General features: G+C 71.7%; 7 protein-coding genes. 2 read left to right on the top strand and 5 right to left on the bottom strand.

Features of this window, described 5'->3' with window-relative positions; genetic code table 11:
- Positions 1-723 precede the first annotated feature (723 nt).
- Entirely contained in the window at positions 724-2,436 is a 1,713-nt protein-coding gene (locus tag IH80_RS0118195; RefSeq protein WP_030961694.1) for a carbohydrate-binding module family 20 domain-containing protein, read from the top strand.
- A gap of 95 nt (positions 2,437-2,531) precedes the next feature.
- On the top strand, positions 2,532-7,883 hold the full coding sequence (gene pulA / locus IH80_RS0118190) for a pullulanase-type alpha-1,6-glucosidase (RefSeq protein ID WP_107056849.1): 5,352 nt from the start codon (positions 2,532-2,534) through the stop codon (positions 7,881-7,883).
- On the opposite strand, the gene IH80_RS0118185 is transcribed toward pulA, so the two are convergent.
- From IH80_RS0118185 to IH80_RS0118165, 5 genes are all read right to left on the bottom strand, one after another.
- Positions 7,870-8,406, bottom strand: a complete 537-nt coding sequence (locus IH80_RS0118185; RefSeq protein WP_030961691.1) for a GNAT family N-acetyltransferase — start codon at positions 8,404-8,406, stop codon at positions 7,870-7,872. The two genes, pulA and IH80_RS0118185, sit on opposite strands and share 14 nt — an antisense overlap.
- Before the next feature lie 62 nt (positions 8,407-8,468).
- Entirely contained in the window at positions 8,469-9,185 is a 717-nt protein-coding gene (locus IH80_RS0118180; protein ID WP_030961689.1) for a TetR/AcrR family transcriptional regulator, read from the bottom strand.
- Between the two features lie 23 nt (positions 9,186-9,208).
- Positions 9,209-10,264: a PDR/VanB family oxidoreductase gene (locus tag IH80_RS0118175; protein ID WP_030961687.1), complete on the bottom strand. Its 1,056-nt coding sequence runs from the start codon at positions 10,262-10,264 to the stop codon at positions 9,209-9,211.
- On the bottom strand, positions 10,261-11,157 hold the full coding sequence (locus tag IH80_RS0118170; protein WP_030961686.1) for a metal-dependent hydrolase: 897 nt from the start codon (positions 11,155-11,157) through the stop codon (positions 10,261-10,263). Before IH80_RS0118170 ends, IH80_RS0118175 begins: the two co-directional genes overlap by 4 nt.
- Before the next feature lie 89 nt (positions 11,158-11,246).
- Positions 11,247-12,650: a hypothetical protein gene (locus IH80_RS0118165; RefSeq protein WP_030961685.1), complete on the bottom strand. Its 1,404-nt coding sequence runs from the start codon at positions 12,648-12,650 to the stop codon at positions 11,247-11,249.
- Positions 12,651-12,693: the final 43 nt, after the last annotated feature.

Raw genomic sequence — 12,693 nt, 5'->3', positions numbered from 1 at the left:
CCAGCCCAAGGGGCTTGCAGGCGCCGTCTTGGAGGAGCGCGTAGCGATGTGACGCGCACCGGGCTCCGCCCGGACCCTCCGGCCACCCCCGTCTGTCTCTTTCTGCCCCCGGCCCGTTCCTTCATCGCGCAGCGACGCGACGAAGGAGCGCCCTTGAGGGACCGGCCCGAACCGGAGAGACGATGGGACTGACGGGAAACCCCCATACGCCACTCTGACCACCGCCCAAGTGGATCCTGCCCGTGCTCGCCTGCATCCCGTGCGTTCACCCATCTCCGGGCTTCGTGTCCGCTTGGGCCTCGTGCCCGCCTGCATCCCGTGCGTTCACCCATCTCCGGGCTTCATGTCCGCCGGGGCCTCGTGCCCGCCTGCATCCCGTGCGTTCACCCATCTCCGGGCCTCGTGTCCGCCGGGGCCTCGTGCCCGCCTGCATCCCGTGCGCCCACCACCTCGCGCCACCTCCGCGCCACCTCCGCGCCTCCTGTCCGCCTGGGCCCCTGTTCCGCCGGGGCCCTGTCCGCCTGGGCCCCTGCCCGTCTGGTGCCCGTCTGGCTCGGCATCAAATGGCAGGAAATGGGGTTGAGTTGTTGGCGCAGGTCAGGTCTGTTCGGCAGGACACACCTCGGAAACAATCCTGCAATCTCTTGCGCAAACTCTTGCAGGGCTTCCACCTGGGACCTACGGTCGCCCCAATCCCCACCTCTTCCGCCAGGAGGCCCCCGCATGCCTGCCAGAGCCGTCAGAGCTGCAACTCTTTTCACCGCCACCGCACTTGCCGCCGCCGCGCTCACCGCCATCGCACCGCAGGCCGCTGCCACGCCCCCCGGCGAGAAGGACGTGACCGCCGTCCTCTTCGAGTGGCGCTTCGACTCCGTGGCCAAGGCCTGCACCGATTCCCTCGGCCCCGCCGGGTACGGGTACGTGCAGGTCTCGCCCCCGCAGGAGCACGTCCAGGGCAGCCAGTGGTGGACCTCGTACCAGCCCGTCAGCTACAAGATCGCCGGTCGGCTCGGTGACCGCGCCGCCTTCCAGGCGATGGTCGGTGCCTGCCACGCCGCGGGCGTCAAGGTCGTCGTCGACTCGGTCATCAACCACATGGCCGGCCCGGCGGACGCCGGCGCGACCCTGACCGGAACTGGGGGTACTTCGTACACGAAGTACAACTACCCGGGGATCTACTCCGGCGCCGACATGGATGACTGCCGGGCGACGATCTCCAACTACCAGGACCGCGGCAACGTCCAGAACTGCGAGCTCGTGCAGCTCGCCGACCTCGACACGGGCGAGGACTACGTGCGGGGCCGGATCGCCGGCTACCTCAACGACCTGCTCTCGCTGGGCGTCGACGGCTTCCGCATCGACGCTGCCAAGCACATGCCCGCCGCCGACCTCGCCAACATCAAGTCCCGGCTGACGAACCCCGGTGTCTACTGGAAGCAGGAGGCGATATTCGGGGCGGGGGAGGCCGTCTCGCCCAGCGAGTACCTCGGCAACGGCGACGTGCAGGAGTTCCGCTACGCCCGGGACCTCAAGCGGGTCTTCCAGAGCGAGAACCTGGCCCACCTGAAGAACTTCGGTGAGGCCTGGGGGTACATGCCCTCCGCCCAGAGCGGCGTCTTCGTCGACAACCACGACACCGAGCGCGTCGGGGACACCCTGACCTACAAGGACGGGTCCGCCTACACCCTCGCGAACGTCTTCGCCCTGGCCTGGCCCTACGGTTCCCCCGATGTGCACTCCGGCTACGAGTGGACGGACAAGGACGCCGGCCCGCCGAACGGCGGCACCGTCAGCGCCTGTTACTCGGGCGGGTGGAAGTGCCAGCACGCCTGGCGGGAGATCGCCTCCATGGTCGGCTTCCGCAACGCGGCCCGCGGCCAGGCCGTCGGCAACTGGTGGGACAACGGCGGCGACCAGATCGCCTTCGGGCGCGGCTCCAAGGCGTACGTCGCGATCAACCACGAGGGCTCGGCGCTGACCCGGACCTTCCAGACCTCGCTCGCGGCCGGCGACTACTGCGACGTGCAGAGCGGGCGCACCGTCACCGTCGGCTCCGACGGCAGGTTCACCGCCACCCTCGGCTCCGGGACCGCCCTCGCCCTGCACGTCAACGTCCGGAGCTGCAGCGGGACCCCGGCGGGCCCCGGTGGGGCCGCGTTCACCGTCAACGCCACCACCGTGCCGGGACAGAACATCTACGTCACCGGTGACCGCGCCGAGCTCGGCAACTGGAACACCGGCGGCGCCCTCAAGCTGGACCCGGCCGCCTACCCCGTGTGGAAGCTCGACGTCACCCTCCCGGCCGGCACGTCCTTCGCGTACAAGTACGTCCGCAAGGACGCTGCCGGGAACGTCACCTGGGAGAGCGGAGCCAACCGTACGGCCACCGTCCCCGCGAGCGGCAAGGTCACGCTGACCGACACCTGGCGCAGCTGAGCCGCCGCCCCACAGACCAGGGCCGCCCGGCACCACCTGCCCCGCCCCCGCCGGGCGGCCCTCATCCATGCGACACGTACACAAGGAGACCCACCTTGATACGCCCTGCCGCAGGAGTGCTCGCCGCCGCGCTGGCCGTGACGCTCCTGCCCGCCCTCCCCGCCGCGGCCGCCGAGGCCAAGGCGCCGCCCGCCCCGCCCTCGGACGCGAAACTGGCCGCCGAACCGGCCCGCAACGACCTGACCCGCGAGCAGTTCTACTTCGTGCTCCCGGACCGGTTCGCGAACGGCGATCCGGGCAACGACCGGGGCGGGCTGACCGGCACCCGCCTGGAGACCGGCCTGGACCCCACCGACAAGGGCTTCTACCAGGGCGGTGACCTCAAGGGGCTGACCGACCGGCTCGACTACATCAAGGGGCTCGGCACCACGGCCATCTGGATGGCGCCGATCTTCAAGAACCAGCCGGTGCAGGGCAAGGGCAACGACGTCTCCGCCGGCTACCACGGCTACTGGATCACCGACTTCACCCAGGTCGACCCGCACTTCGGCACCAACGCGGACCTGGAGCGGCTGATCGACAAGGCGCACGCGAAGGGGATGAAGGTCTTCTTCGACGTCATCACCAACCACACCGCCGACGTGGTCGACTACCGGGAGGCGTCCTACTCGTACCTGTCGAAGGGGGCGTTCCCCTACCTGACGAAGGACGGGGTGCCGTTCGACGACAAGGACTACGCCGACGGGAAGGGGAAGTTCCCGAAGGTGGACGGGGAGTCCTTCCCGAGGACCCCGTTCGTGCCGGACGCGAAGAAGAACGTCAAGGTCCCCGGCTGGCTCAACGACCCGACGATGTACCACAACAGGGGCGACTCGACCTTCGCCGGCGAGTCCTCCGAGCAGGGCGACTTCTTCGGCCTCGACGACCTGTGGACCGAGCGTCCCGAGGTCGTCAGCGGGATGGAGAAGATCTACGAGAAGTGGGTCAAGGACTTCCGGATCGACGGCTTCCGCATCGACACGGTCAAGCATGTCAACACGGAGTTCTGGACCCAGTGGGCGACCGCCCTCGACGCGTACGCGGCGAAGCGCGGCCGCGACGACTTCTTCATGTTCGGCGAGGTCTACTCCGCCGACACGGCCGTCACCTCCCCGTACGTGACGCGCGGGCGCCTCGACGCCACCCTCGACTTCCCGCTCCAGGACGCGATCCGCGCCTACGCCTCCCAGGGCGCGGCGGCCTCGCGGCTGGGCTCGGTCCTCGCCGACGACTACCGTTACACCTCGGGCAAGGCCAACGCCTACGAACAGGTGACCTTCCTCGGCAACCACGACATGGGCCGCTTCGGGACCTTCCTGAAGCAGGACCGGCCGGGTGCGACCGAAGAGGAGCTGCTGGGCCGCTACCGGCTCGCCAACGAGCTGATGTTCTTCTCCCGCGGCAACCCGGTGGTCTACTCCGGTGACGAGCAGGGCTACACCGGCGCCGGTGGCGACAAGGACTCGCGTCAGCCGCTGTTCGCGTCGAAGGCCGCCGACTACCTCGACGACGACCAGCTGGGAACGGCGCGCACGCACGCGAGCGACGCCTACGATCCGGAGCACCCGCTCTACAAGGAGATCAGCGCTCTCTCGAAGCTGACCAAGGCCCACCCGGCCCTGCGTGACGGCATTCAGAGCGAACGATTCTCCGACGGCTCCGTCTATGCCTTCGCGCGCACCGACGCCCGCACCCGCACCGAGTACCTGGTCGCCGCCAACAACGGCGCCGAGTCCCGCACCGTGGAGATCGACGCCCCCGCCGGCAGCCAGTACCGCACCCTGTACGGCGGCACCGCGCTGATCCGCGCCTCCGCGGCCGGAAAACTCACCGTCGTCGTCCCCGCCCTCGGTTCGGTCGTCCTCCGGGCCGTCGCGCCGCTCGCCGCCCCCACCGCCAGGCCCGCGCTGACGCTGAAGGCCCCGGCCCCCGGCGCCACCGGCACGGTCGAGCTGTCCGCCGACGTCACCGGCGGCGGCCTGAACCGGGTCGTTTTCGCCGCCCAGACCGGCAACGGCGCATGGCAGGTCCTCGGCTCCGCCGACCACGCCCCCTACAAGGTCACCCACCACGTCGACGCGAAGACCCCCGCCGGGACCGCCCTGCGCTACAAGGCCGTCGTCGTCGACTCCGCCGGCCGCACCGCGAGCGCCCTCGCCCAGTCCGTCACCGGCCAGGCCCCGCCCGTCGAGGTGCCCACCGCCACCCAGCGCGACTACGCGGTCGTCCACTACAACCGCCCCGACGGCGACTACACCGACTGGCGGCTCTACGCCTGGGGCGACATCGCCGACGGCGAGGCCACGCCGTGGCCGGCCGGTCACGCCTTCACCGGCCGTGACGCGTACGGCGCCTTCGCCTACGTCAAGCTCAAGCCCGGCGCCTCCTCCGTCGGTTACCTCGTCATCGACAAGGACGGCAACAAGGACGTCGCCGCCGACCGCACCATCGACGTGACGAAGACCGGCGAGGTCTGGCTGGAGCAGGGCAAGGAGCCCGCCCGCACCGACCGCCCGCCCTACCCGCCGCAGGACCAGGGCAAGGCCGTCCTGCACCACCACCGCCCCGACGGCGCCTACGACGGCTGGGGCCTGCACGTGTGGACCGGGGCCGCGACCCCGACCGACTGGTCCAAGCCGCTGCCCCCCACCCGCATCGACTCCTACGGCGCGGTCTACGAGGTCCCCCTCGCCGCCGGCGCCACCAGCCTCAGCTACATCCTCCACAAGGGCGACGAGAAGGACCTGCCCACCGACCAGTCCCTGGACCTGAAGGGCACCGGCCACGAGGTGTGGACGCTGGCCGGCCAGGAGAAGCACCTCCTGCCGCAAGCCGCCGGTTCCTCCGCCGCCCTGGACCTCACCAAGTCCCAGGCCGTCTGGATCGACCGCGACACCGTCGCCTGGAACGCCCCCGCGGCCGCCGCCTCCGCACAGCTCCTCGCCTCCCGCGAAGGCGCCGTCAAGGCCGAGAACGGCACCCTCACCGGCCCGGCCCAGTGGCTTCGGCTGAACCGGACCGAGCTGACCGCCGCCCAGAAGCAGAAGTTCCCGCACCTCGCCGCGTACACCGCCTTCAGCGTCGACGCGCGCGACCGCGACCAGGTCCGGGAAGCCCTGCGCGGCCAGCTCGTCGCGAGCGCCCGCGCCGCCAACGGAGCGGTCCTCGCCGCGACCGGCGTCCAGCTCGCCGGCGTCCTCGACGACCTGTACGCGACGACCGCGGCCCTGGGCCCGGTCTTCAAGGACGGCCGCCCCACCCTCTCGGTCTGGGCGCCCACCGCCCAGCAGGTCTCCCTCGAACTCGACGGCCGCACCGTCGCCATGCGCCGTGACGACGCCACCGGCGTCTGGTCGGTGCGCGGCGAGCGCTCCTGGACCGGCAAGCCGTACCTCTACGCGGTGACCGTCTGGGCCCCCAGCACCCGCCAGGTGGTCCGCAACCTCGTCACCGACCCCTACTCCACCGCCCTGACCGCCGACTCCACGCACAGCCTGGCCGTGGACCTGGCCGACCCCAAGCTCGCCCCGCCCGGCTGGAAGCAGCTGCGCAAGCCCGCTGCCACGCCCTTCACCTCCGCGCAGATCCAGGAGCTCCACATCCGCGACTTCTCCGTCGCGGACCGCACCAGCGGCCACCCCGGCCAGTACCTGGCCTTCACCGACACCACCTCGGCGGGCATGCGCCACCTGCGCGACCTGGCCACCGCCGGCACCTCCTACGTCCACCTCCTGCCCGCCTTCGACATCGGCACCATTCCGGAGAAGGCGGCGGACCGCACCGAGCCCGCCTGCGACCTCACGGTGTACGCGCCGGACTCGCAGGAGCAGCAGGCCTGCGTGGCGGCGGCCGCCGCGAAGGACTCCTACAACTGGGGCTACGACCCGCTGCACTACACCGTCCCCGAGGGCAGCTACGCCAGCGACCCGAACGGCACGGCCCGCACGGTCGAGTTCCGCAGGATGGTCCAGTCCCTGAACGGCGCGGGGCTGCGCACGGTCATGGACGTCGTCTACAACCACACGGTCGCCGCAGGTCAGTCGGACAAGTCGGTCCTGGACCGCATCGTCCCCGGCTACTACCAGCGCCTGCTGGCCGACGGCAGCGTCGCCACCTCCACCTGCTGCGCCAACACCGCCCCCGAGAACGCCATGATGGGCCGCCTCGTCGTGGACTCCGTCGTCACCTGGGCGAAGGAGTACAAGGTCGACGGCTTCCGCTTCGACCTGATGGGCCACCACCCGAAGGCCAACATCCTGGCGGTGCGCGCCGCCCTCGACGCCCTGACGCCCGCCAAGGACGGCGTCGACGGCAAGAAGATCGTGCTCTACGGGGAGGGCTGGAACTTCGGCGAGATCGCCGACGACGCCCGCTTCGTGCAGGCCACGCAGAAGAACATGGCCGGGACCGGCATCGCCACCTTCTCCGACCGGGCGCGCGACGCGGTCCGCGGCGGCGGCCCCTTCGACGAGGACCCGCGCGTCCAGGGCTTCGCATCGGGCCTGTTCACCGAGCCCAACGGCTCACCGGCCAACGGCACCCCGGCCGAGCAGAGGGCCCGCCTCCTGCACGCACAGGACCTGATCAAGGTCGGCCTCTCCGGGAACCTCGCCTCGTACGCCTTCACCGACACCTCCGGGCGCCGCGTCAAGGGCTCCGAGGTGGACTACAACGGCGCCCCGGCCGGCTACGCGGCCGCCCCCGGCGACGCCCTCGCCTACGCCGACGCCCACGACAACGAGACCCTCGCCGACGCCCTGACCTTCAAACTCCCGCCCGCCACCAGCAACCGCGACAAGGCCCGCATGCAGGTCCTGGCCATGGCGACGGCCACCCTTTCCCAGGGCCCGGCCCTCTCCCAGGCCGGTACCGACCTGCTGCGCTCGAAGTCCCTGGACCGCAACTCCTACGACAGCGGCGACTGGTTCAACGCCATCCAGTGGGACTGCCGCGCCGGCAACGGCTTCGGCCGCGGGCTGCCCCCGGCCGCCGACAACGCCCCGAAGTGGCCCTACGCGAAGCCGCTGCTGACGGGACCGGCGCCCACCTGCATCGACATCACCGCGACCGCGGCGGCCCACCGCGACCTGCTCAAGATCCGCAGCACCGAACCGGAGTTCGCCCTCACCACGGCGGAAGCCGTCCAGTCCCGGATGGCCTTCCCCCTTTCGGGCCGGGAGGAGACCCCGGGCGTGATCACCATGACCCTGGGCGACCTGGTGGTCGTCTTCAACGCCACCCCCACCGCCCAGCCCCAGCGCGTCACCGCCCTCGCGGGCACCGCCTACCGCCTGCACCCGGTGCAGGCCGCCGGCTCCGACGCCACGGTCAAGCAGTCCGCCTACGACGCACGGACAGGAGAGTTCACCGTCCCGGCCCGCACCGTCTCCGTCTTCACACGACGGTGAGCCGGTCGAGCCGCTTCTCCAGCAGGATCACCCCGTAGACCCTGCCGTCCTTCCCCCGCTTGTCGGGGAGCTCCCCGACCACCCGGTAGCCCGCGTCCAGGTAGTACGCGAGCAGCCGGGGGTTGGTGGAGACGCAGTCCAGCCGCGCCCGCTCCCGCCCGGTCCTGGCCGTCCGCCGCTCGGCATGTTCGAGCAGGCGGCGCCCGGCCCCGGCGGGGGCGGTCTCGCGCGACACCATCAGCCGGTGCACGTAGCCCGCCACGGGAGGCTGGATCCCCCAGGCCTCCTCGTCGGACCACCACAACTCGTAGGCCCCGCAGATCCGCCCGTCGGCATCGCCGGCGAGCCACACCTCTCCGTCGTGCATCTTCGACCGGAAGTGCGCCGCGTCCTTGTCACCGGGCTTCCACTGCTCGATCCCGTGCTTCTGCATCCAGCGGGCGGCCTCGTCGTACAGCCGCACCAGCGTCCCGGCGTCCTTCTCCACGGCAGGCCGGAACAAGATCCCGTCGTCAATGATCACGCGGGCATTATCGGCGATCACCACCGGTTGTGATCAAGAGAGTGCGCACAATGCGCGCCCCGTCACACCGCGGGTGCCACTGCGCCCGGGACGAGCCCGACCAGACGCCCGACCAGCTCCCCGAAGGGCCCGTCCGCGGGCTCACCGGCCAGGATCCGTACGAGGATGCCCGCCATCTCCGCGTCGTACGCCGCGCTCACCGCCGCCAGCGCCGCGAAGTCGTGCACCAGCTGCAGCTCCAGCTCGGCCCGCGGGATCCGGCGTCCGTCCAGCCAGATCAGCGCCGTGGACTCGGCGAGCGAGACCCAGGAGCGCACCACCAGCTCCAGCCGGGCCGGCACCTCGTCGAGCCCGATCCCCAGGTGCGTGAGGATCTGCTCGTACGCCGCCTGCCGGACCTCGTCGATCATCGCGTTGGCGCGGCTGCTCCCGGCCGCCGGCCCACCCCGCATCAGCGCGGAGAAGCCCGGCCCGTGGTCCTCGACGAACGCGAAGAACCGCCCCATCACCCGCAGCAGGCGCGCTCCGAGCGGCCCCTCCCGGGGCTCCACGAACCGCTGCGCCAGCTCGTCGGCCGCCCGCCGCAGGGCCGCCTCGTACAGGCTGAGCTTGCCGGGGAAGTAGTGGTAGACCAGCGGCCGGGATATCCCCGCGGCCGCCGCGATCTCGTCGATCGACACATCGTCGGGCGACCGGTGGCTGAACAGCTCCAGGGCAACCCCGATCAGCTGTTGCCGCCGCTCCTCGACACCCATCCTGCGCCGTACTCCGGTCGTCATGCGGACACCCTACTGGGGAGCGTTCACAGGTCCAGGGCGAGGCGGTCCCCCTTCGCGCGCGAGACGCACAGCAGCATCGACTCCCCGCGCTCCTGGTCGGTGAGCAGGTCGTCGCGGTGGTCCACCTCGCCCGCGAGGACCCGGTGTTGGCAGGTCCCGCAGAATCCCTGCTCGCACGAGTACGGGGTGGCCGGCAGCTCCCTGCGCACCGCGGCGAGCGTGCTCTCCTGCGCGCCGACCTCGACGACCCTTCCCGAGCGGCGCAGTTCGACGGTGAAGGCCCGCGCCGGACCGGGCGCCGCGGACGGCGCGAAGCGCTCCAGGTGCACCGCCGCCGGGTCACGGACCGCCGCGGTGACGGCTTCCATCAGGGGTTCCGGGCCGCAGCAGTAGACCAGGGTGCCCGGCGCCGACGTGGCGAGCGGGGTCAGGTCCGGCAGGCCCACCTCGTCCTCGGGATGGACCGTGACCCGGTCGCCGTGGACCGCGAGGTCGTCCAGGAAGGGCATCGAGTCGAGGGAGCGGCCCCCGTACAGGAGGGTCCAGTCGGCGCCGGCCGCGGTGGCGGCGCGGAGCATCGGCAGGATCGGGGTGATGCCGATGCCGCCCGCGACGAACGCGTACGACGGGGCCGGGAGCAGCTCGAAGCGGTTGCGCGGGGGCCGCAGTTCCAGCTCGACGCCCTCGACGAGCTGCGCGTGCGCCTCGCGGGAGCCGCCGCGGCCGTCCTCGACCAGGCGGATCGCGATCCGGTAGCGGCCCTCGTCGGCCGGGTCGCCGCACAGCGAGTACTGGCGGACCAGCCCCGAGGGGAGGGTGACGTCCACGTGCGCGCCCGGCGTCCACGCGGGCAGCTCCGGGGATTCCAGGGTCAGTTCCATTACGCCCTGCGCCGGCCGGCTACAGGAGACGATCAGCGCGCGCAGCGGGCGGCGCGGGGAGTGGCCCGAGACGGGCACCTCCAGGGCCGGCAACGGCCACAGCGGGGACCGCCTGATACGGCGGTTGAGGGCCCGCCGGGCCGTCCAGGCGGCGCCGGTGACCGCCGTGGCGGTCATGACGGCGAGGGCGCGCCTCATGCCCGCCCCCCGCCGTTCGCGCCGGGGGAGGAGGCCAGGTAGGCCACGGCCTGTGCGGTGGAGCCCTCTTGGGAGGGGTGGTAGGTACGGGAGAGGTACTTGGGGATGGACTTCAGCATGGAGCCCGTCGAGGGGAGTACGCCCTGCTGCCCGGCCAGGAAGAACTGCCCGAAGGAGGCCTTGCCGTCGACGAGGTGGGGATCGTTCTCCATGAAGAAGCGGATCCCGCGCTGCCAGAGGAAGACCAGGGCGCCGAAGGCCGTCGCCCAGGTCCGGGCCCGGCGCCGGTAGCCGCCGTCGACGTGCATGAACAGGTCGAAGGCCACCGAGCGGTGCTCGACCTCCTCCGCGCCGTGCCAGCGCAGCAGGTCCAGCATGGTGGGGTCGGCGCCCCGCCGGTCGAGGGCGTCGGCGTTCAGGACCCAGTCGCCGAGGAACGCCGTGTAGTGCTCGATCGCCGCGATCATCGCGACCCGTTCCATCAGCCACCAGCGGCGGGCGCGGCCCGGCGGCAGGGTCCGGTCGCCGAGCAGCTTCTCGAACAGCCAGTCCACCTGGGCGGTGTAGGGGGTCGGGTCGAGACCCAGCCGCTTCAGCTGCGGGAGGACGTCGTCGTGGGCGGCGGCGTGCATGGCCTCCTGGCCGATGAAGCCGACGACGTCCTCCCGCAGCCGCTCGTCCTCGATGTACGGGAGCGCCTGCTTGTAGACGTGCACGAACCACCGCTCCCCGGCGGGCAGCAGCAGGTGCAGCACATTGATCATGTGCCCGGCGAAGGGTTCGCCGGGCAGCCAGTGCAGCGGGGTGTCCTCCCAGCCGAAGGACACGTTCCGGGGCCTGAGGTCCACGTGTTCCGACGCCACGGGGACGGGCGCGAGCGGCGTATTAGACATGGCGTCAATGTACTGATCGGTACAGGAGGTGAGAAGACCCCTGAGCCGACTTCTCGCGCCCGCCGCGGCCGGCGGGCGGACCGGTTCGGCTAGCGTCCGGTGCTGCCGCTCGCGAGCGCCCATTCACGGTTCAGGGAGCCCAGCGGGATCTTGCGCTCGAAGGCGGGCGTGCCGAACAGGGAAAGCTGGAGCTGGAGCTGACCGCTCAGGTCGAAGCCGCCGTACAGTGCCCAGGCGCCGCTGACGGCGGCCTTTCCGTCGCTGGACGCGGTCGCCTTGACGTCGGCCTCGCCGCGCAGGTACGGGGCGAAGTCGCCGGTGACGCCGACGGCGCCGTAGAGGCCGACCGACGCCTCGGCGCCGAGCGCGCCCTTGACCTTGCCGGCGGCGGTGACGGTCGCCTGGACCGGCGTGCTCTTCACGTTCGACGAGCTGACCGGGGTCCAGCCCTTGCCGAAGGCGTAGCTGCCGCCGACCTTGAAGTCGCCCTTCACGTCCTGCTGGACGTCGAGGGTGACCTTGCCGTCGGCCTCCACCTGGATGTAGCAGGTCAGGCCGAGGTTGACGACGACCGGCACCGGGCCGACCTGGATGACCGGGGAGCTGTGCAGCTTGGCGAAGGGGATCCGCTTGGGCGCTCCGGTGCTCGCGGCGGCGCGGCCCTGGAGCTTCCACTGCGAGGACCAGTCGCCGCTCATCCCGAGGAAGGCGCCGCGTGGGCCGGAGCCGCCGCCCTGGGTGCCGTCGTAGGAGAACTCGACCTGCGGGGCGAGCTGGACGAAGCCGGAGACGGAGGCTCCCGCCGAGGCGGGCGCGTCCGGCGCGGTGTCGACGGAGGCGTTCACGTCGAGCCGCAGGTTCCCGAGCGGCAGCTTCCCGCCCTCGGGGCCGAACTTCAGGCCGTCGCCCTTGGCCCAGGAGAAGGTGACGCCCTTCATCAGGGGCTCCACGACGACCGTCGAAGGGTCGACGGGGACCTTGCCGTCGGCCTTGTCGTCGTTGAGGACGGCCGCCAGCGTCGTGGACGCGGTCTTGACCTCGGTGCCGCGGTCGGTCGTGCCCACGACCTCGGTGACCTTGGCGAGCAGGCCGTTCGGGGCGCCGGGCGCCGGGGCGCTGGCGATGACGTCGCCCACGGCGACGGGCTTGTCGGCCTCGGGCGACGTGTCTGTCGACGGCGCCTGGGAGGGCCCCTTCGGCGGGGCCTTGGCTATGAGGGCCCGGCCGGTCGCGGCGTCGTACGAGGCGACCTTGAGCGTGGACTTCTCGGTGCGGCCCTTCGAGCCGCCCCGGGTGACGGCCGCGGGCGTGGGCTCGCCCTGGGGTGCGGCGGCCACGTCCAGCTGCTGCGAGGTGCCGCCCGCGGACGGGGTGAGGGGGGCGGGGGCGGCCGGTTCGGCGGCGCCGGTGTGGGATGTCGAGGCGCAGCCGGTGGCGGTGAGCGCGAGGGCGGTCAGACCGGGGAGGAGGAGGCTGCGGGCAAGCGTGCGCACGTGGTGGACCTTCAAATGAGGCAGGGGTGTGGGGGATTACCGA

It is taken from the genome of Streptomyces sp. NRRL S-378, assembly GCF_000720645.1.
In the GTDB taxonomy this organism is placed as follows: domain Bacteria; phylum Actinomycetota; class Actinomycetes; order Streptomycetales; family Streptomycetaceae; genus Streptomyces.
This window is presented reverse-complemented; position numbering and strand designations above follow the sequence as displayed.

What these genes read in the sequence shown, in the direction of transcription:
- IH80_RS0118175 (WP_030961687.1), bottom strand. Translation starts at nt 10,264, where the DNA reads ATGAGGCGCGCCCTCGCCGTCATGACCGCCACGGCGGTCACCGGCGCC.
- IH80_RS0118195 (WP_030961694.1), top strand. Translation starts at nt 724, where the DNA reads ATGCCTGCCAGAGCCGTCAGAGCTGCAACTCTTTTCACCGCCACCGCA.
- IH80_RS0118170 (WP_030961686.1), bottom strand. Translation starts at nt 11,157, where the DNA reads ATGTCTAATACGCCGCTCGCGCCCGTCCCCGTGGCGTCGGAACACGTG.
- IH80_RS0118180 (WP_030961689.1), bottom strand. Translation starts at nt 9,185, where the DNA reads ATGACGACCGGAGTACGGCGCAGGATGGGTGTCGAGGAGCGGCGGCAA.